The organism is Weissella oryzae SG25, assembly GCF_000691805.2.
GTDB lineage: Bacteria > Bacillota > Bacilli > Lactobacillales > Lactobacillaceae > Weissella > Weissella oryzae.
Map to the genome: position 1 here is coordinate 9393 of NZ_DF820501.1, position 17260 is coordinate 26652.

31 protein-coding genes and 2 tRNA genes are annotated in these 17260 nt (G+C 37.7%); 29 read left to right on the top strand and 4 right to left on the bottom strand.

Translation table 11 applies throughout. The features are described from left to right. The first annotated feature begins 435 nt into the window (after nucleotides 1-435). From larD to TT13_RS09725, 3 genes are all read left to right on the top strand, one after another. Nucleotides 436-1149, top strand: coding sequence for a D/L-lactic acid transporter LarD (gene larD, locus TT13_RS09715; RefSeq protein ID WP_027699783.1), 714 nt, complete (start codon nucleotides 436-438; stop codon nucleotides 1147-1149). A gap of 358 nt (nucleotides 1150-1507) precedes the next feature. Beyond that, a tRNA-Asn gene (locus TT13_RS09720) sits at nucleotides 1508-1580 on the top strand. A 3-nt stretch (nucleotides 1581-1583) separates the two neighbouring features. After that, nucleotides 1584-1656 (top strand) — tRNA-Thr (locus TT13_RS09725). A 150-nt stretch (nucleotides 1657-1806) separates the two neighbouring features. On the opposite strand, the gene TT13_RS09730 is transcribed toward TT13_RS09725, so the two are convergent. From TT13_RS09730 to TT13_RS09745, 4 genes are all read right to left on the bottom strand, one after another. Continuing rightward, nucleotides 1807-2883 carry a site-specific integrase gene (locus TT13_RS09730; protein ID WP_027699784.1) on the bottom strand — a complete coding sequence of 359 codons (1077 nt, stop codon included), beginning with the start codon at nucleotides 2881-2883 and terminating at the stop codon, nucleotides 1807-1809. 152 nt (nucleotides 2884-3035) lie between these two features. Beyond that, nucleotides 3036-3575, bottom strand: coding sequence for a hypothetical protein (locus TT13_RS09735; protein WP_027699785.1), 540 nt, complete (start codon nucleotides 3573-3575; stop codon nucleotides 3036-3038). An 80-nt stretch (nucleotides 3576-3655) separates the two neighbouring features. Beyond that, nucleotides 3656-4054, bottom strand: a complete 399-nt coding sequence (locus TT13_RS09740) for a hypothetical protein (protein ID WP_027699786.1) — start codon at nucleotides 4052-4054, stop codon at nucleotides 3656-3658. Between the two features lies 1 nt (nucleotide 4055). Then, nucleotides 4056-4427: a helix-turn-helix domain-containing protein gene (locus tag TT13_RS09745; RefSeq protein WP_027699787.1), complete on the bottom strand. Its 372-nt coding sequence runs from the start codon at nucleotides 4425-4427 to the stop codon at nucleotides 4056-4058. Nucleotides 4428-4706: 279 nt separating this feature from the next. On the opposite strand from TT13_RS09745, the gene TT13_RS09750 reads away from it, so the two are divergent. The 26 genes from TT13_RS09750 to TT13_RS09860 form a co-directional block, all read left to right on the top strand. Beyond that, nucleotides 4707-4937 carry a hypothetical protein gene (locus TT13_RS09750; RefSeq protein ID WP_027699788.1) on the top strand — a complete coding sequence of 77 codons (231 nt, stop codon included), beginning with the start codon at nucleotides 4707-4709 and terminating at the stop codon, nucleotides 4935-4937. An 11-nt stretch (nucleotides 4938-4948) separates the two neighbouring features. Next, on the top strand, nucleotides 4949-5383 hold the full coding sequence (locus tag TT13_RS09755) for a hypothetical protein (protein ID WP_027699789.1): 435 nt from the start codon (nucleotides 4949-4951) through the stop codon (nucleotides 5381-5383). 35 nt (nucleotides 5384-5418) lie between these two features. Beyond that, a complete protein-coding gene (locus TT13_RS09760; protein ID WP_027699790.1) occupies nucleotides 5419-5616 on the top strand; it encodes a hypothetical protein in 198 nt (65 codons plus the stop codon). A 4-nt stretch (nucleotides 5617-5620) separates the two neighbouring features. Continuing rightward, nucleotides 5621-5782 carry a hypothetical protein gene (locus TT13_RS11370; RefSeq protein WP_190279661.1) on the top strand — a complete coding sequence of 54 codons (162 nt, stop codon included), beginning with the start codon at nucleotides 5621-5623 and terminating at the stop codon, nucleotides 5780-5782. 47 nt (nucleotides 5783-5829) lie between these two features. Further along, a complete protein-coding gene (locus tag TT13_RS11665; RefSeq protein ID WP_278279351.1) occupies nucleotides 5830-5961 on the top strand; it encodes a hypothetical protein in 132 nt (43 codons plus the stop codon). Between the two features lie 2 nt (nucleotides 5962-5963). Then, nucleotides 5964-6380 (top strand): hypothetical protein, encoded by a 417-nt coding sequence (locus TT13_RS09765; RefSeq protein ID WP_027699791.1) that lies wholly within the window; start codon nucleotides 5964-5966, stop codon nucleotides 6378-6380. Then, nucleotides 6373-7278: a DUF1351 domain-containing protein gene (locus tag TT13_RS09770; RefSeq protein WP_027699792.1), complete on the top strand. Its 906-nt coding sequence runs from the start codon at nucleotides 6373-6375 to the stop codon at nucleotides 7276-7278. Before TT13_RS09765 ends, TT13_RS09770 begins: the two co-directional genes overlap by 8 nt. Continuing rightward, nucleotides 7279-7941, top strand: coding sequence for an AAA family ATPase (locus TT13_RS09775; protein ID WP_027699793.1), 663 nt, complete (start codon nucleotides 7279-7281; stop codon nucleotides 7939-7941). Between the two features lie 2 nt (nucleotides 7942-7943). Next, the gene (locus TT13_RS09780; RefSeq protein WP_027699794.1) at nucleotides 7944-8654 is read left to right on the top strand and encodes a DUF669 domain-containing protein; all 711 of its coding nucleotides are present in this window, start codon (nucleotides 7944-7946) and stop codon (nucleotides 8652-8654) included. Between the two features lie 32 nt (nucleotides 8655-8686). Next, a complete protein-coding gene (locus TT13_RS09785; protein WP_190279662.1) occupies nucleotides 8687-9106 on the top strand; it encodes a RusA family crossover junction endodeoxyribonuclease in 420 nt (139 codons plus the stop codon). 19 nt (nucleotides 9107-9125) lie between these two features. Then, nucleotides 9126-9974 carry a hypothetical protein gene (locus TT13_RS09790; protein WP_027699796.1) on the top strand — a complete coding sequence of 283 codons (849 nt, stop codon included), beginning with the start codon at nucleotides 9126-9128 and terminating at the stop codon, nucleotides 9972-9974. 12 nt (nucleotides 9975-9986) lie between these two features. Next, nucleotides 9987-11933, top strand: a complete 1947-nt coding sequence (locus tag TT13_RS09795; RefSeq protein WP_027699797.1) for an ATP-dependent DNA helicase — start codon at nucleotides 9987-9989, stop codon at nucleotides 11931-11933. A 109-nt stretch (nucleotides 11934-12042) separates the two neighbouring features. Beyond that, nucleotides 12043-12624, top strand: a complete 582-nt coding sequence (locus tag TT13_RS09800) for a hypothetical protein (protein WP_027699798.1) — start codon at nucleotides 12043-12045, stop codon at nucleotides 12622-12624. A 43-nt stretch (nucleotides 12625-12667) separates the two neighbouring features. Next, nucleotides 12668-13066 (top strand): hypothetical protein, encoded by a 399-nt coding sequence (locus TT13_RS09805; RefSeq protein ID WP_045477177.1) that lies wholly within the window; start codon nucleotides 12668-12670, stop codon nucleotides 13064-13066. A gap of 30 nt (nucleotides 13067-13096) precedes the next feature. After that, nucleotides 13097-13822 carry a hypothetical protein gene (locus TT13_RS09810; RefSeq protein WP_027699799.1) on the top strand — a complete coding sequence of 242 codons (726 nt, stop codon included), beginning with the start codon at nucleotides 13097-13099 and terminating at the stop codon, nucleotides 13820-13822. Nucleotides 13823-13864: 42 nt separating this feature from the next. After that, nucleotides 13865-14239, top strand: a complete 375-nt coding sequence (locus TT13_RS09815; protein WP_027699800.1) for a hypothetical protein — start codon at nucleotides 13865-13867, stop codon at nucleotides 14237-14239. After that, entirely contained in the window at nucleotides 14232-14480 is a 249-nt protein-coding gene (locus TT13_RS09820; protein WP_027699801.1) for a hypothetical protein, read from the top strand. The genes TT13_RS09815 and TT13_RS09820 overlap by 8 nt, the downstream gene beginning before the upstream one ends. Further along, nucleotides 14480-14608, top strand: coding sequence for a hypothetical protein (locus tag TT13_RS11670; RefSeq protein WP_278279352.1), 129 nt, complete (start codon nucleotides 14480-14482; stop codon nucleotides 14606-14608). Before TT13_RS09820 ends, TT13_RS11670 begins: the two co-directional genes overlap by 1 nt. A gap of 10 nt (nucleotides 14609-14618) precedes the next feature. After that, entirely contained in the window at nucleotides 14619-14942 is a 324-nt protein-coding gene (locus tag TT13_RS09825) for a hypothetical protein (RefSeq protein ID WP_027699802.1), read from the top strand. A gap of 10 nt (nucleotides 14943-14952) precedes the next feature. Next, nucleotides 14953-15342 (top strand): YopX family protein, encoded by a 390-nt coding sequence (locus TT13_RS09830; protein ID WP_027699803.1) that lies wholly within the window; start codon nucleotides 14953-14955, stop codon nucleotides 15340-15342. Next, nucleotides 15342-15629, top strand: coding sequence for a hypothetical protein (locus TT13_RS09835; protein WP_027699804.1), 288 nt, complete (start codon nucleotides 15342-15344; stop codon nucleotides 15627-15629). Before TT13_RS09830 ends, TT13_RS09835 begins: the two co-directional genes overlap by 1 nt. Nucleotides 15630-15637: 8 nt before the next feature. Next, nucleotides 15638-15874: a hypothetical protein gene (locus tag TT13_RS09840; protein WP_145912351.1), complete on the top strand. Its 237-nt coding sequence runs from the start codon at nucleotides 15638-15640 to the stop codon at nucleotides 15872-15874. A gap of 38 nt (nucleotides 15875-15912) precedes the next feature. After that, complete coding sequence (locus tag TT13_RS09845; RefSeq protein WP_045477181.1) at nucleotides 15913-16146, top strand: DUF3310 domain-containing protein; 234 nt, start codon at nucleotides 15913-15915, stop codon at nucleotides 16144-16146. Then, nucleotides 16146-16487: a hypothetical protein gene (locus TT13_RS09850; protein WP_027699805.1), complete on the top strand. Its 342-nt coding sequence runs from the start codon at nucleotides 16146-16148 to the stop codon at nucleotides 16485-16487. The genes TT13_RS09845 and TT13_RS09850 overlap by 1 nt, the downstream gene beginning before the upstream one ends. After that, a complete protein-coding gene (locus TT13_RS09855) occupies nucleotides 16468-16776 on the top strand; it encodes a DUF3850 domain-containing protein (RefSeq protein WP_052348618.1) in 309 nt (102 codons plus the stop codon). Before TT13_RS09850 ends, TT13_RS09855 begins: the two co-directional genes overlap by 20 nt. Before the next feature lie 73 nt (nucleotides 16777-16849). Further along, nucleotides 16850-17260: ArpU family phage packaging/lysis transcriptional regulator (locus tag TT13_RS09860; protein ID WP_027699807.1), on the top strand; the 411-nt coding region annotated here is incomplete at its 3' end.

A 17260-nucleotide genomic window follows, 5' to 3' on the forward strand; every position in this document is an offset into this window, starting at 1 on the left:
AATGTAAACGGGCAGACTTGAATCATATTTGGCTGGAAAATAACACAAAGACGTTAACAATAAAAAGTGAGTTATGTTAGTAACAAATCATACGGCACATGTTATGGTTTTCTTGAACACAAACATATTAATCTAAGCTTAATAGTATAATAAAAAATTGAATAAGTAAGAATGGTTTCTGGCGAGATTACTTGAATTACGGAATTCGCTAAAATAAAAGGTGTATTATTAGTTAAGTGAGAAATTTGAAGCTAATAATAAGATAATTCAGATGATTTTATTATGAATATTTAGAAACCGCTTTCATAACAAAGCGTAACAAATGTAGCTATATAAAGTTACTACGCACACAATAATAAACCTGTATGATTTCATAGTTTGCTGCTTTAAGCAAGCTTGTTCTTTGCATATACTAGAAAATTATAGGAGTTATTAATAATGCATCAGTTATTGGCAGAATTCTTGAGTACTGGGCTAATGGTCGTCTTCGGTGTCGGTGTACACGCAGATACTGTTTTGAATAATACCAAATATCACGGTTCAGGGCACTTATTTGCAATTACCACATGGGGATTTGGTATTTCAGTTGCTTTGTTCATTTTTGGCGGTGTTTGCATGAATCCAGCAATGGTTTTGGCTCAGAATATCTTAGGAATGCTACCATGGAGTGATTTCCTTCCTTACTCAATTGCGGAAGTCCTTGGTGGAATCGTTGGCGCAGTAATCGTTTGGATTATGTATGCTGACCAATTCAAGTCTTCAGAAGGTGATATCGACCCCGTTGTGGTTCGAAACATGTTCTCTACATCACCAGCAATTCGGAATTTACCCCGTAACTTCTTTGTCGAATTTTTTGCAACCTTTGTCTTTATTACTTCAATTTTGGCGATTGCCCAAATCAAAACACCAGGTATTCTACCAATCGGCGTTGGTTTGTTAGTATGGGCAATTGGAATGGGTCTTGGGGGACCAACTGGTTTCGCAATGAACCTTGCCCGGGATATGGGACCAAGAATTGCACACCGCATCTTACCAATTGCTGATAAAGCTAAGTCAGATTGGCAATATGGAATCATTGTTCCTGGAATCGCACCTTTCGTTGGTGCAGCTTGTGCAGCCCTTTTTGCTAAATATTTCTTGAAGTATTAATATTTTAAATTAAAAAAACCGCTTGATACTAATCGAGCGGTTTTTTAGTAGGTAGCTTTAATTTTGGCTTAACCTTCAATTAAATGTACTTTAAGCTTTTGGCGTTATATTAAATACATCGAAAAGGAAACTTTCCGATTTACCCATAAGAAAGACATATATTTTCTTCTTTCCGTTGTGATTATCACCCAGTAATTGCAGCGTATAACCTACTCCTAAAATGAAAATATAAGTCCGGTTTCAGTAAATGAACACGGACGCAAAAAGGCCATGTCACCCAGCATGGCCTTTTTTGTTTGTAAAAAACAAATGCTTGACGAATGGGGGGCAATCATAGATAATATTCAGGTAGCGTTATTCCGAATTAGCTCAGTTGGTAGAGCACCTGACTGTTAATCAGGTTGTCGCCGGTTCGAGCCCGGCATTCGGAGTATGCCGACTTAGCTCAGTTGGTAGAGCATCGGTATCGTAAACCGAGGGTCGTAGGTTCGAATCCTATAGTCGGCATTTCTAGTTGTTTTTAGTGTTGTGAGTAAACGTTGGTATATAGGCACGCACGCCGTTATATCAACGTTTTCTTTTGTTTTTAAAAAGGTTATTTTTCCCATAATTTCCCGTCATTTCTCACAGTTTCCCATGAGTTTTACTACAAATTTGCTACAAATTTTGTAACAGTTTCAGCGACTTATCATCTTCGCTATGCCTTGTTTTATCTAGCATATGAGTGTACACCCTTAATGTCATTGCAACGTTAGTATGACCCAGACGTTCTGAAACATATTGAATATCGACACCCTGAGAAATAAGCCAAGAAGCGTGAGTATGGCGTAAACCATGAAACGTTATTATTTTAGGCGATTTAATCGCCTCTAGTTGAGCTTTTAAGCGCTTATTAACACTTGCCCCTGTAATTGGTCGCTTGCTGCCAAAAATGAACTGTGAGCGCTCGTGCGCTGGATTCCAGATAGAGAAATCATCAATAATGTTTTTTGGTACTGAGATTTTTCGAATTGATGAGGGCGTTTTAGTTTCCTGGATGACTTTAGTAATTTGGTTCCAAGATTTATTTATATCAATATAACCATTAGTAAAATCATTCCATGTAAGGGCCGCCAGCTCCTCGTATCGGGCTCCCGTAAATAATCCTAGGTAAATCATCATGTCTGAATAACTTCGCTCTGAGGGTTGTATTTCTTGAATATATGATGCCAAAGCTTTTATTTGCGCCTCTTCAAGAAACTTTAAATCACGGTGTTTACCATCTCTACCACTAACAGATATATCCGTTATAGGGTCACGCAATATGATTCCTTCATAAAGTGCCGACTTCATGGCTTGGTGGAGTTGGTTTTTAACCTTTTGCACGGTTTCGGTAGAATAATTTTTACCAAGGTTATTAAAAAACATTTGTGCTAGTTCTCTAGAAAAGTCCTGAACAGTAATGTTTGGTAGTAATTCCTTTATATAGACCTCGACTCGGTTATACCAAACCCTTGTCGAATGAGATACATCTTGTTTATATAGCTCATGCCAATCATGAAAAAAATCAGATAGTAACTTTTCCTTGATAGTTACAGAATAACCTTTTGAGGCTAACTCCTCCTGTTCTCTAGCCCATACTTTTGCTTCTGTTTTACCTTTAAAGCCTCCCTTCGACTTCTTTTTAAATTTGCCACCATCTTTAATTGAAATGGAAGCAGTATAGGTTTTGCCTCGTTTGTAAACGCTAGCCATAAGTTAAACCTAACCTTTCTTCTTGAATTTGAGCAGTTTAAAGACTTGCTCGGGTCTGATATACTAATAAACAGAATCAAGCCCGTTAAATTGACGAGTAGGTTCAAAGCTCTAACCACATCCATTTGCTGCCAGGCGGGGGATGTGGTTTTTTAGTGATTAGAGAAAGTGCTGCTTAAATTATCTAGACTATCATCCAAGTTATTTAAACTCTCGTTTAAGTTATTCATATTCTCAATAAATGATGTGAAATCGGATTTCAAACCTTTGTATGTAAATTTACTTGTACCACGTAAATCTGCATTCTTTAAGGTTAAGGTAGCTGAGGTCTCGAATTTTCGTTTAGTTGATGGAAGTTCTGCAACATAATCGACAAAGTAGGTACCCGTACCTTTAACTTTTTTTACATACAAAGAGTCATCATCAAATTGTTTCATGTCTAAGCTTGGAAATTCAGAGTGCACTAAGCCTCTTGCAATACTATAAAATTGATCTTCTTGATAATCATTCATTTTGTCATTATCAGTTGATAGTATTTCTTTATTTAAATTTTTTTTACTGTAATAGGGAGCTGAATGATCAGCTGTATCTTTTAGTTTGAAAATTGCTAAACTAGCCATTATAAGAATTAAAATGATCAAAACCCAAACCCATATTTTTTTATAAAAAGGTTTTTTAACCTTCTCAGGCATAACTGACTCCTAAATAATGCTTGCACCCACACAAACATAAATCTAAGCTTTTAACGTGGATCATGATTGCACGTAATGTGTTAAGCGTGATTGATATTTTGATTTACTGGGCAGAACTCCTCTATGACGCTTGTTTCAAGTGAGTAGGGCACACCAAAATATTCCATGAACTTTAAATAGTTGTCGCCACCTTCGTTCATATTCCAGTATCTTTTTAACCAAGATAGTGCTTCATTCCAAGCTTCATGTTCATGCGGGTTACGCTCATCATTATCAGTCCAAAGCAAACGACCAGAGTGCTCATTCTCTATATGAAAATATTCTTCGGCTAATGCAAAAATTGAGCCGTTTTCTTTACTAAAATATACGAATGGTAAAACGGGGTCTGTATAGGCTTCGGTTTGGATATTAACAATAGCTAGAACATAGCCATGCTGTTTAAGCATTTTACATAAGTCATTAATAATGTCATCCTGCATACTAATCACGACCCTCATAATATGTTTTTAAAAATTGACTAATAACTTTGGCGTCATGTTCTGTAACGGGCTTACCTCCAAAAGAAATTAGTCTTTTTTTAATATTATCAGTGTCAGTTAAAACGTCTAAATCAATTTCTTGCGATTCCTCAGTTTTGGTAGATTGAGGAGTTTTTTCATCTGTATTGCCTAACAGGTAATCTACTGAGACGTTTAAAATATCAGCAACGGCTTGCAAATTATCAGTTCTTGGAATTTTGTTTTTCCATTGGTAGATAGCGTTAGTTCCAAGACCTGCTTTTTCGGAAAGCACGCGAAGGCTACTGTAGCCTTGTTCTTTAGATATTTTTTTAATTCTTTCAAATGTTGTCATATCAACCTCTCGAAAGGTAACATGAACAATTTGCACGCTTAATGGTTATTTTTGTGTTGACAGCACGATTTAGCGTGTTATTATTATTCATGTACCAAAGTTCTTTTAAAAAGTGGTGCATAAAACAAAAGCAAATAAAACCAGTAGGACGGTGAAATTAGTTGCTGTATTGTTGTTTTAATGCGCTTATTTATGTGTATATGTTAGCACGCTATAACGTGAAAGTAAATAAAATAAAAGAATAAAAGTACACCAAATAATAAAAGGAGGTTTGTTTATATGGTGGCAGTAACTATTGATCGTGATTATTTAGCGCGGGTAGGTCGACTAGTTGGCAAGATTTTTGAAACTAAGAAGATTGCTGGGGTGAATGAAACCACGGTAGCAAATTACCTTGGTATCTCCATGACAACGTGGAATAACGTTAAAAATGGAACAGCTGGTACTATTACGGCTTCACGGGTTTTGAATGATGCTGAAAAGTATGTTGATGGAATTTTGAATAAATAGGAGAAATTTATATGAGCTTAGAACGAGAAGTAATTGAGCTTCGTAAAGAAGTTAAGCGTTTAAGAAACTCTAATGTGATGTTGAGTAAATCACTAACCGATAAACGTCCTTCAGGAGGGTTGTTTAGAAATGTGAAGTTGGACGGCGAAGTCCGCCAACTAAATACTAAATATGGTTTCCAAAACGATGCGATTGCCGAATTTGTTTTATTTCCTAACAACGATTTTCCCGAATACGATTGGCGTTTATGGGGAAACAAAGACACTATATATTCAACAACGTTGGAGGAACATTTTAGGGCCTTAGCGTTATCTGTCTTTGGAACGAAAAAGAATCAAGATTTGATGACTTTAGCCGACCAAGAAGAGGCTATTGAAGCTTATGAGCAATTTAAAAATCTGTGGCTTCAATTTTATCGTAATCGTTTGGAACGAATTACTAATTAGTTTCGAAAGAATCAATTTAATCAGGAGGTGTAACCGTGAAACTAGTAATGCCAATTGAGCAAAAAATAATGGTCACTGCTGACGAAGCTGCTGCGTTGCTTTCTAGGTCTAGGTCATATTTTGATGAATCTATCCGTTTCGATAAGCGTTTTAAAAAACTCGGTGTTGAAGTTGAAAATGGTCGGTATTCTTATGAACTACTAAAGGCCTACGGCAGAGGTGAAGGGAGGTGAGGACATGTACCACGCAATAACTTTTGATGACTTAAAACTGCTCTTGGGTTTTGTTGCAGTGATTTTAGCAACAGGAGGAGCATTAATTGGGTTCGTTAATTTAGTTCATTTTTTATGCAAAAAAAGCACGTTAATGGCGGCCACCACTAACGTGCAAAGTGAATAAATTTTGACAAAAATTTACCCTTTAAGTTTATCACGGAGAGTAAACAAATGTACAACATTGTAGAAATTGATACGGGTGAAATTCTTGGCTCAATTATGACTAAGGATATGCACACGTTGAAAATTATTGCTAAACGCTTAAACGCCGTATTGCGTAAGAAGCGGACATATAGGAGTTAATCATGTCAGATATTCAAGAAGCAATCTCAACACTGAATAATTTATTGATAAGCGCAGAAAGCGCTAAAACATTAACATTTTTTCTAGAGGGGGTTAATGAGTTAAATGCTGAAGTAGTATCAAAAATCGAAACTACTCAGACGAATGAAATTGCTTTATTAACTGCATTACTAAGTGAAGCTCAATCAAAAGTTCGACAAGAACAACTTTATTATGTACTTTCACCAGTTAATAACATGAAAGTTCTAAATAAATTTACAGCTGATGGTAACGAAAGTTTTGAATTTTGGGATGCAGAGGAAAGCGACGTTATTCAAACACGCTTCACCAAATCAGAGTTGGGTAGCCTACAAAGTAAGTTAACACACTTAAACATTGAAGCGCTAAAGGTGCGAGTAGAGGAGTATGACAATGAGTAATGAACTTGCAGAGATATCTATTAACGCTACTCCAGCGAATGTGAACGTCGCGAATTTGGATCAGTTGAAGGCTACAACTGTGGAGACAGTTAATAAGTACAAAGCCTTTCCGGTTGCTGTACAAACTGAAAAGGGTGCTAAAGATATTCGCAAAGAGTTGAATGCACTCTTGCAAAGTATCAAACGCCAACGTATTGATACTGAAAAGTCATTACTAGGTAACTGGCCAACCACCAAAGAACAACTGGTTGAGTTGGAAAAAATCGTTAAAGAAGGCGCTGATTTGATTGGTGACCAACTTAAAGAGTTGAATGAAGCACGCAAGGAAAACAAGCGACAAATGATTAATAAAGAGATTGCAAAAATCTCCGAAGCTTATCCACTGGTGCATGAGGAAATTGTGTTCGATGAACGGTGGTTGAATAAATCTTATTCATGGCCTCAAATGTTGGAGGATATTAACCATCAATTTAAAAATATCAGCGAGAGAATTTCACAGGCAATCGAGCTTGAAAAATTACGATCTAATGAAATCAAGAACTACGCTGAAAAGTTAAACGTTGAGGCTGACGGCTATATCCACTTATTGGAGACAATGGATGTAGATGCCGTTAAGCAGAAGATGGATTTTGATGTATCAGCGGCTAAAGCAGCTATTGAAGCTAAGCATGAAGAAGTTGAACGAGAGCGGCAAACGCAGCAAGAAAAGGTCGAGCATGCAACTCAGGTTGGTGACAAGCTGGTTAATTCTGATACAGGCGAAGTCGTGGAACAAAAGGAAATCAAGCAGTTTGCTAACTTTAATTTCCGAGTAAGCCACATTACATCTGAACAATTTGAGTTCATCAAACGTGGCTTTGAACAAATGGAGATCGACTTTTCTTTTAAGGAGGTCTAAATGCAACGTTATGAAGCGGGACATATTCCTAAGATGGGCGATATGCGTTTTATTTATGGCGATGGTGGGACTGGAAAAACTTCACTCATTAAACAGTTTGAAGGCAAGAAACTTTTACTTAGTTTTGACGGTTCAACCAATGCGTTGTTAGGAACTACTGATATTGACGTCACAACATTTGACCATACGGATGCACCGCAATTACAGCAGTTGGTTCTTGATGAAATTAACGGTAGAGCGCCCGGACACCAAGTGTTGATGTTGGACAATATTACGGCCATGCAAAATTGGGTACTTGATAACATCAATCACTCAAAGGACAATCGCCAAAATTATCAAGAGCTGCAATTATGGTTTAGAAACTTTGGCATGTTCTTACGAAGTTTAACTCAATATGGAATTACAATCATTGCCACGGCCCATCAAGTCGACTTGGGTTCAGCAGGGATTGTTGATAAGGGGCGATTCACGGCAGATATGAATGAAAAAACATTTAATGCTTTTACTGGAGCGTTTGATGTGGTCGGTCGTATCTATAAACAAGAAGGTCAACGTTGGATCGACTTAGACACAGAAAACGGTAATCATGCCAAAAATAGACTTGATAATCGTACAAAAATTAAAGCAGAAGACTTACTAATCAAAGAAACAGAGGAAAAATAATTATGGTATTTACAGCAGATTCAACAAAGAAGCAAGGCGGACAAACCATTACTTACGCTGGTAAGTACAATGTAGAAATTACAGATGCAGTATATAGCGTTTCAAAAAATTCAGGTAATGAAATGATTACTATAACTTATAAAGTTCTTGATGGAACTGAAGCAGAGAACATCATCCCTTACGATATGTTGATTGACGATAGAGCCGATGATGTACCCGGAGCGACAAAGACATTCTTTGCTTACAAGAAGATTAATTCATTCCTAGTTGACGGTTTGGGACTAGCTGATGGAACGCCATTTGAATTGAAGGATGCGAAAACATTGCTAGTTGGTAAGCGGCTTTCGGTTAATACAACATGGCGCGAAAATGAGTTCAACGGTAAGAAAAGCTGGCGAGCAAATGTATCTTCATATCATATGATCTTGCAAGGTGGATCAGAGCCTAACACTGACAAGCCACGCCCAGAAACAACTGATGCAGGAACGTCAAATCAAGGTAACGCATTTGGATCGCCACAAAATGGTACTGGAGCATTTGGGGCACCTTCAAATACCAATAATGCGTTTGGGGGAAGTAATGCATTTGGTTCTCCAGTACCAATGCCAAGTGACAACGATCAACCACCCGCAAACTTTGGGGCACAACAAGCACAACAAAGTCCATTCGGTAATCAAGGTGCAAACTTTGGCGGTGGATTCGGTCAACAGTAATGATCTATATACAGGCTGAGGTTGTGCTTCCGATGACACATGCTTCGGGAAATCAAATGGAGCACAACACGCACACAAACACCGTATTCAGAACCCCGGGGTATCACAAGTATCAAAAATATATTGTTGATTCACTGCAAGAATTGGGTGACGAGTTAGGATGGAAAGTTCCTAAAGGAACCGCACTCCAGCTCAAAATGTTATTCACATATCCTGTCCCAGAATCAAAGGTTAATACGAAAGCTAAGCGAGCAGCATTTGAAGCAGGAAAGATTTATCCCATAACGCGAGGCACGGTTGATCTGGATAATTCAACTAAAGCAGCGGCCGACGCATTACAGGAAGCTTTTGATTTTGATGATTCACAGTTTATTTTTGAAATGCTAGGTAAAAAATACGGATTAGATAACAGACTATATGTTGAAATATCAGACGCCGAAGTAGATTGGTAGGCCGAAGGGGGAAGTGCCCATGATGGCATTTAAAATTGCGGGAAACCGTGGCGCTTATGATGTTGTAGAAGACTTTGATATGAAAATTTTTATTGAATCATTGCCACTTACGATACCGCCGATTGTTGATGTTCAATCGTACAAAGATTTTGAAGCAACTTATTTCACACCAAGTAACTTAATTGAAGGATTGACTAGGCGGCGTGAAAACATTAAAGACGTTCAGGCGATTATTTTCGATTTAGATTTTGTCCCTGATTTGCATGAGTTAGACCGTGACCTAATGAAATTAGTGAACTTTGATATGGAATTTCATGCTTGGCAGACACCTTCATCCCTTGGAAGTTCTAAGCATGAAGGTGGTATGCGTTTGTACATTCCACTAAGCACACCAATTGAGCCGAAACTATTGTCGCAAGCGGTAGACGAAATAGTTAAAACTTTCATTTTGGAAGTTGGTATTAATTTACTAAACTATGGAGCTGACATAAAAGCTAGTAAAACAATAGGGCGATTGATGGGACTACCATTGCAACAATACTTAACTTTTAGTTGGTATGGCTCATGGCGATATGCAATTCAGAGTAAGTACAAAGCGCCCAAAGCTAAATCGAGGAAAGGTCGACAGACTAATCGTGGGGTATCACCCGAAAAGTTTGTTAAAGACTATATGCGAAAGCACAATGTACCTGAATTAGTTCTTGGCCACAATGTACACAATACGTTGCAACAATTAATCGGGGCGCTATCAAAAGCAGGCTTTGAACAAGAACAAGCAATTGAAGGACTTGAATTTCTTTCAGATATTCCAACCCATGGGATGGGTGATATTGAAAAAGAGGTTATGACATCAAGCGCATATAAGTAGGACGGTTAGAGAATGGAATTTACAGAATACAATCCACGAGCCGCCAAGAACTATCAATTTCATTTAGAAGTTGTAAATGGTATTTCGCAAAAGCGAGCAGAAGTTATTGCAGGTACTAAATCATTATTCTTGGCATTGGTCAACGGATATGACGGAAAAGATAATGATAAGCAAGTTATCTATAATGACAAATCAATTGAGCTACTAACGCAAGTTCCAAACATTACAGAGGAAACTGCCAAGCGGTACATTGAAGAATACAATAACAATCCCTTTCAGGATGTTAATTGGGAAGTTAAAAAGCAATTAGACCGCTTGGCACTTGAAAATCCAGAATTTGGGCTTAACCAAAATAAGATTTATAAGATTGCTAAAGCAGTCGACGACTTGGAAAATCCGTGGAGTGCATATAAAACAGGCGCATTAACTTTTGAGTTCACTGCAAATATTTACGGTATGTTTACCAAGGATAATTTTGAGAAGCGCAAGAAGGTTTTAGCGGTTTGGAATGCTGAATATCAATTAAGAGAAAAGGAATCTCAAAACCTAATCACAGTTAAGAAATCTGATTATATTTTGGATGATGATTCTCTAAAAGATTATGGAATTGTCACGCCGTTCATGGACGGTTGGGCGAGAACTGAAACATTACGAGCTTACAAGATTGTTAATGATTTGTTGAAAAACAATGTAGGTGTATCGGTAGGCCATGAAATTGAAGATGTTGATTTATCTGATTTGTTTGATGATCAGAAAGAGGCCGTCGAGAAAATCATGAAGCAACCAATTTCATTCTTAACTGGTTACGCCGGTACAGGTAAGACATTCGTCATTAAGAAAGTTTTGGAAGCGTTGGGTTATAAGGGTAAGAGTTTATCAAATTATGCAGTGGCAACCGCATTGGCTGGTAAAGCTGTTAAGAATTTCGTTGAAAGTGTTGATGGAATTAACATCCAGACAACAACAATCACGGGAGTTAGAAAGGTTGATAAGTATCGCAAGTTGTTTGCACACGCTACAACGATTGTTGTTGATGAATTTTCAATGATCAGCTTGCAAGACTTAGCATATCTTTTCAAAATCAATCCAGAAGCACGGTACATTTTTATCGGAGATAGTAATCAACTTCCAGCCATTGGCTTGGATGTATTGCAACGGTTGGAAGATGAGAACTTACTTGTACCAATCAAGCTAACAATTCCAAAACGGCAAGCGGCTGATTCGGGAATTTTCAAAGATTCAATGGATGTGATCAAAGGTGAGATGCCAAAATTTGAACATCCAGATAGCACAGCATATTTCAACACGCCGGGCCACGAATGGATGATCGAAGAGATTGTTTCAAGGCATCCGAATGCAGATGTATTTTTAACAACTGCAAACGGAGCAAAAGACTTGATTAATGCAATTAAACATCAAGAAATTATTCAACGAACTCCGGAAGAGAATTTGTTGAATTTCGATGGAAAACAATTCTTTGCACACGGTGACAAAATCATTGTTGGTAAGAATAATCCTGATACTGGATTCATGAACGGCGATATTTTCATAATCGTTCGGGATGAAGATACAGGAAAGTTTTACTTAAATAATATGAAGGGTGAGCGAGTCTTACTTGATGATGTCGGCCAACCACTCGAATTTAACGACATTAATTTTGATTTCCAAAAGCATAAAGCAGAACTTGGATTCGCAATTACAGTTCATAAATCGCAGGGCTCAACAATTAATAATGTAGTTTCGATTCTTGGTTACTCTCGGTTGTCTAGCCGTAACATTCTGTACACGGCATTAACTCGAGCAAAGGAATCACATGCATTGTATATGCCAAGTAAGAAAATTCTACAAGGCTATCTCGATACAAAGGTTAGTTACCAATCAATCGATATTGATCAATTAAACCTCGATTTGTTAGAAGAAAATGAGGCAATTGAGAGGATGAATGGTTACACCCGTTAAATGTTACAGGAATGTTAAATCAGGAGGTTTATATATATATATTTATAAGAACCTCCTGACGTAACAACTTTGTAACATAAATAAGGGGGTGATTGGCGGTGAGCTCACCATGACAAGATGGCGATATACGATGTATGAACAGACATTCAATTTTGAGGAAAATGTTATATTCAATAACCACGTTTCTGATTCACCCAAAGATTATGAGAAGGCTGTCGCTATTAAAGCAAAACGAGAAATCGGTAAAGGTTCAAAAAGTATACATTCATTTGAAGATGCTTTGAATAATCTTGAAGAGCATGATTTTGTGGCTAGGTGGACAACCCCTAAGGACAATATACATTACTCTGTTATTACTGAAAAAGGTTTGGGGTTTCGTGAGGATAACAAAGGTTTGGATATTTGGGCCTCTAATAAGTGGATAGGATTACCGAAAGGTTTTAGCGACACCTTAACATTCATGTTGTTAAGTTCATGGCGTTATGACAGACACCTAAGGACGCAGCAATTAGAAGTACAACTAAATTTGGATCACTTAGTCCGAAGATTTGGTAATGAGTGGAGCCCGTCAGATATTGAAAAACGCATTAAATTCTTGAAAAAGAATGGCAACTTGAATGGGCAAATGCTAAGCGAATTAACATTCAGTCCAGAATTAGAAAACGGTTATGCCGTAAATGAAATGAAGTAAGCAACACTACTATAACGATGCGTTAGGATAAAGGTAATTAACAATGGCTAATATTGATTTAAATTTGAATAAATTGGCAAAAGGTGCGTTGGCAGAAGATGTGAACATCGAGCTTGAAAAGATCGCAAAGAACTTGCTTGATCCAAATGCAAAGGATAATACATTCCGTGAATTGAACATCAAGGTGAAATTTAAGCCAGATGAGGACGGAACAATCGCAACACTTACAGCTGTTAGCTCAAAGCTAGCACCTCGTGAATCTAAGGCAACACGTGTATTAGTTGGTGAAAACGGAGCAGGTAACGTTGAGATGCGAGAAATGTTGAGCGAAGTACCGGGTCAAACGATTATCGACCCAGATTCAGGACAGCTACTAACTGATACAGGCGAGCCTGTGGCTGGTGAACCATCAGTTCGACCAGTTAAGAACTACATGAAGTAATCACTTTTAATCAATTGGAGGATAAGGAATATGACTATGACTAAAGAAGCACTAGAATTTTTGGACAATCAATCAGTTAAGGCAGCAGAAAAGGCTGTATTCGAGGTTGGAGAAGACACATTTTTGATTGAGGATGGACGGGTACGTCGCTTTGAACCAAATGATGCACCACAAACGATTGAATCGCATACATTGAGCGGTGTTGTTACAGCTATCAAAGAGAATCTTTTGGGGGCATCCGTTAAGTCTATTCAAGTTGTGAGTCCAACAAAGGTTCTCGTGTTTGGTAAAGTTGATAACTTTGGAAATCGTCCAGAATTGGCAAGTGTTGAGGCAATCACACCGGAATTTCCATTTGAGAGTTACTTGGATCAAGAGAAGTTCCAAATTAAGATGCGAGCAAACTTTATTGCAAATGATCATCGAGATATCTTAATTAAGTTTGCTGGTGATGTGACTGATACTAACGAGCAATCGTATTCAGATGATGGTATCACACAGCGTGCAACCGTTAAGGATGGTGTGGCAAGTAAGGCTGTAGCAGAAGTGCCATCACCAGCAGTATTGAAGCCATATCGTACATTTAACGAAGTAGCACAACCAGAAAGTGAATTTATCTATCGTATCAAGAAGAGCGACGGAGATATTTACATGGCATTGTTTGAAGCAGACGGTGGAGCTTGGGCTAATGAAGCAATGGCAAACGTTGCGGCATACCTTGAAGCAGCATTGCCAGTAACTCCAGTAATTGCATAATTTTATCAGCCAAGGGTGAAAAGACTGCAAGCCCGTTTTGAAATGCCTAGAAAAAATAAATGGTCTTACGAGGAAAGATATGCAGAGTTCTGTGAGCAATTAGAAGCCGGAGCAACTGTTGAACAAATTGCTGACGATTGGGGTTATACAGCTAGGTCGCTAAATGGCAGCAAATATGCTGTTCGTTACCGTAAAGAACATGGTATAGGTAGCGGCCATATAGACGGTGGGCTTTATTTGGGTAATGAAGAACAGTACAACTTTTGGAAAAAAGAAAAACTGCGAATTTTAAGAGAGTTAGGCAGTTATGAGAAGTGGGATGTTGATGAAGCCCAGCCTTTAGTTAAAGAACTGAGAAATGCTTACAAGATGATTAGCAAATACAGCACTAGAAAAAGCGGTGTTGGAGATGAATAAGTCTTACTACATTGTCCGCAAGTCTGATGGTAAGTATTGGCAACAAGCTTATGAGCCTAGTGGTAAGAGAATAATGACTTGGACTGATAACCAACAGCTAGCTTGGCGAGCACAGAGCCCACAGTTAAAGCGGTGGTTTGTTAGAGAGTTATTCAAAGAAGGAGTTCTAGCTATGGAAGATGCAAAATACAACGGCCTTGAAGAGGTCTACTTTGAAGATGTTGATAGGAGAGATTACTAATGTTTTGGAAGTTTTGGATGTTGTGGCAAATTTGGATGTTTATTTGTACACATCCCTGGATGATCGTTGGAATGATTATCTTTGGAGCTGCACTAGTCATTTATGTCAGTTGGTACGAATTAGGTTAGGAGAAAAATTATGAGTATTGAAGATTGGGCAGGGTTTGGATTGATGGCTGCGTGTGCGATTTTGTATTTCTATTTTGCTATCAGAACGATGAAGGCAAGAATTGACTATGAAAAGCGGTCAAAACAAATGCAAGAAATTGCGAGTGACTATAACTATTATCTAGAGTGGGTAAATAAACGTACCCTCAAGGATAACGAAATAATGCGAGACTCACTTAAGACAATTAGTAGTATCTATGTTGATTTAAATAAGGCTAATCTAACGCCAGATGCAACTAAGTTAGCAAAACGATCGTTTATTGCAAAAGAAACTTTGAAAAAATTGAAAGATTAGGAGTTAAGTAATGGCACAACGACAGATTAAGTTTCGGGCGTGGAATAAACGCACTAAGCAATTAAACAGAGTAACTGCATTAGAGTGGAGTCACTCTGGGATGGATTTCCAGTACATGACTATTGAAGATGGCAAAAATCTGCGGTCAGAAGTCGAATATGATGGCTTATTTAGTATGAACGTGATTTTAGAGCAATACACAGGTCTCAAAGATAAGAATGGTGTTGAGATTTATGAAGGTGATATTGTTTCAGCTTCAATCTATGGGTTGATTCAAAAAGGCGTTGTAGAGTATTCGCAATTTAGTGAATGGGTCATTGGCAACATTAGGCTTAATCAAGTGATTGCTAATGTCATTGGCAATATCCACGAGAACCCAGAGTTATTGGAGGCGGAGTAATGAGCGGACAAATTGAATCAATCGAAAGACTAGATCGTACTGACAGTTACAAAATTGGGCAGGGTCGGAGTTATCTGTTTACAGACAGCGATGAACTTTATGTTATATCACGTGTTAATGTCGGTAGTGCGGATGACGAAGATTTATATGAACTTATCTCGCCAGAGAATGGTACTGTTTTGGCGAGAAAACAAACAGCTGATGAGATTCGCCATGACTTGCAAGAGTATAACGCCATTCCTGTTGAGTATGACATTATTGTTCGTGAAATATCGGAGGATGAGTAATGTTAGCGATGATTATTGTGGCGTTGGTTTCAGCTCTTTCTGCTTACACGATTGGTGTAGGAGTTGGCGAATCAAGAGAACGTGAACGCATTATAAAAGTAGCCGAAGAAGAAGCTGGAATTTATGATCCGGCTAATTATTGGACTAACAGTGGAAACGTGAATGATGGCGGCAATCATTTTATCTACGTCAAACTACATTGTGCTGAGCATGGCGAACCACCTAAGTCCGATGCATTAAATTGATAATGGGTTTATTTAAATAATTAGTTAGGAGTTAAATAATGACAGATCATAATGATTTAGTGAATCATCCGTCACACTACAAGAAATTCAATTTTGAAGCTATTGATGTGATTGATGAAGTAGCTCCAGCATTTGAGCCTAAGTTGTCGTTCAGTATTGGAAATGCTTTGAAGTATATCTTACGAGCACCATTCAAGGGAACGACTAGTCAGGACCTCGAAAAGGCAGTGTGGTATTTGGAACATGCTATCAAATTATTGGATGTGAAGTAATGAAAATGAATGGGTTAAAAAGAGTGATTGGCTGGTTAAACAGATATGACATTCTGATAAATACATTGCTTATGTGGGTATGCGTGGCATTTATTGGTAATTCTGAAGCAAAATGGATGCGGATGTTTGCGGTTATTGCTGTCTTTGTATATTCGCTGATACTTGCCTTAATGGATACGATTAATAGCCATATTATCGAGCTTCAATCTGAGTTAATTGAAACCAAGAAACGTAGAGTTAGTCAACTTCAAAAACTTGTAGAGACACAAGAAAAGTTGATATATAAATACAAATCTTTAAATAATTTGAATGGAGGAGACAATGAAAGCACACAATCTTAAATTAGATAACGAATATTTTGATGACGTAGCAAATAGTCTAAAGAAATTTGAAATTCGTAAAAATGACCGTGATTATCAAGTAGGTGATTTATTGTTTTTACAACGCTATTCAAATGGTCAGTATCTTAAAAGAACTGGTTGGGGGGGAAGTAGTGTAGTGGGAGCAACCAAGGAGAATGCTGATACTTTATTAGCGCAAGTAGTGTATATGACTGAATATGCTCAACGAGATGGATATGTAGTTCTGGGCATTAAGTTGGTTGATATTGTTGATAAGGCAGAAAATTAAAAAAGCGCCAACCGAAGTCAGCGCCATGCGAATAAACATTAGTAACTTTATTTTATCATGGAGGGCGTAGGTTGTGGCATTGTTACCAGAAATAGATGAAGCAAGAACTGTTGAAAAAGCTAGGTACTTTTTTGATAAAGAATTACCTACGATTAAAAGAATGGCTCATAAATCTTATATTGATGTTAAGTCGCCAATCATCAGTGGTATGCCTTCAAGTCGTAGCATTAACAATGCGACTGATGAGAAGCTAACTAATCACGCTTACGCTGAAATGATTTTAGATGAAGTTATCGAAGCATGTAAGACTATGAAGTTTCCGCATAGAAAAATTATCGAATTGAGATATTTAAAAATGGTGAAGTGGAATAAGATATTCGAACAAATGGGTTATTCTGAAAGCCGAGGTTACCAACTTATTCGAGAAGCATTTTTACAATTTGCTTGGGCGTTTGCTGATGTTGAAGATTTAAGAGTATTTGTC

Coding starts and splice junctions, on each gene's coding strand:
- TT13_RS09730 (WP_027699784.1), bottom strand. CDS start 2,883: ATGGCTAGCGTTTACAAACGAGGCAAAACCTATACTGCTTCCATTTCA.
- TT13_RS09735 (WP_027699785.1), bottom strand. CDS start 3,575: ATGCCTGAGAAGGTTAAAAAACCTTTTTATAAAAAAATATGGGTTTGG.
- TT13_RS09740 (WP_027699786.1), bottom strand. CDS start 4,054: ATGCAGGATGACATTATTAATGACTTATGTAAAATGCTTAAACAGCAT.
- TT13_RS09745 (WP_027699787.1), bottom strand. CDS start 4,427: ATGACAACATTTGAAAGAATTAAAAAAATATCTAAAGAACAAGGCTAC.
- TT13_RS09750 (WP_027699788.1), top strand. CDS start 4,707: ATGGTGGCAGTAACTATTGATCGTGATTATTTAGCGCGGGTAGGTCGA.
- TT13_RS09755 (WP_027699789.1), top strand. CDS start 4,949: ATGAGCTTAGAACGAGAAGTAATTGAGCTTCGTAAAGAAGTTAAGCGT.
- TT13_RS11370 (WP_190279661.1), top strand. CDS start 5,621: ATGTACCACGCAATAACTTTTGATGACTTAAAACTGCTCTTGGGTTTT.
- TT13_RS11665 (WP_278279351.1), top strand. CDS start 5,830: ATGTACAACATTGTAGAAATTGATACGGGTGAAATTCTTGGCTCAATT.
- TT13_RS09765 (WP_027699791.1), top strand. CDS start 5,964: ATGTCAGATATTCAAGAAGCAATCTCAACACTGAATAATTTATTGATA.
- TT13_RS09770 (WP_027699792.1), top strand. CDS start 6,373: ATGAGTAATGAACTTGCAGAGATATCTATTAACGCTACTCCAGCGAAT.
- TT13_RS09775 (WP_027699793.1), top strand. CDS start 7,279: ATGCAACGTTATGAAGCGGGACATATTCCTAAGATGGGCGATATGCGT.
- TT13_RS09780 (WP_027699794.1), top strand. CDS start 7,944: ATGGTATTTACAGCAGATTCAACAAAGAAGCAAGGCGGACAAACCATT.
- TT13_RS09785 (WP_190279662.1), top strand. CDS start 8,687: ATGACACATGCTTCGGGAAATCAAATGGAGCACAACACGCACACAAAC.
- TT13_RS09790 (WP_027699796.1), top strand. CDS start 9,126: ATGATGGCATTTAAAATTGCGGGAAACCGTGGCGCTTATGATGTTGTA.
- TT13_RS09795 (WP_027699797.1), top strand. CDS start 9,987: ATGGAATTTACAGAATACAATCCACGAGCCGCCAAGAACTATCAATTT.
- TT13_RS09800 (WP_027699798.1), top strand. CDS start 12,043: ATGACAAGATGGCGATATACGATGTATGAACAGACATTCAATTTTGAG.
- TT13_RS09805 (WP_045477177.1), top strand. CDS start 12,668: ATGGCTAATATTGATTTAAATTTGAATAAATTGGCAAAAGGTGCGTTG.
- TT13_RS09810 (WP_027699799.1), top strand. CDS start 13,097: ATGACTATGACTAAAGAAGCACTAGAATTTTTGGACAATCAATCAGTT.
- TT13_RS09815 (WP_027699800.1), top strand. CDS start 13,865: ATGCCTAGAAAAAATAAATGGTCTTACGAGGAAAGATATGCAGAGTTC.
- TT13_RS09820 (WP_027699801.1), top strand. CDS start 14,232: ATGAATAAGTCTTACTACATTGTCCGCAAGTCTGATGGTAAGTATTGG.
- TT13_RS11670 (WP_278279352.1), top strand. CDS start 14,480: ATGTTTTGGAAGTTTTGGATGTTGTGGCAAATTTGGATGTTTATTTGT.
- TT13_RS09825 (WP_027699802.1), top strand. CDS start 14,619: ATGAGTATTGAAGATTGGGCAGGGTTTGGATTGATGGCTGCGTGTGCG.
- TT13_RS09830 (WP_027699803.1), top strand. CDS start 14,953: ATGGCACAACGACAGATTAAGTTTCGGGCGTGGAATAAACGCACTAAG.
- TT13_RS09835 (WP_027699804.1), top strand. CDS start 15,342: ATGAGCGGACAAATTGAATCAATCGAAAGACTAGATCGTACTGACAGT.
- TT13_RS09840 (WP_145912351.1), top strand. CDS start 15,638: ATGATTATTGTGGCGTTGGTTTCAGCTCTTTCTGCTTACACGATTGGT.
- TT13_RS09845 (WP_045477181.1), top strand. CDS start 15,913: ATGACAGATCATAATGATTTAGTGAATCATCCGTCACACTACAAGAAA.
- TT13_RS09850 (WP_027699805.1), top strand. CDS start 16,146: ATGAAAATGAATGGGTTAAAAAGAGTGATTGGCTGGTTAAACAGATAT.
- TT13_RS09855 (WP_052348618.1), top strand. CDS start 16,468: ATGAAAGCACACAATCTTAAATTAGATAACGAATATTTTGATGACGTA.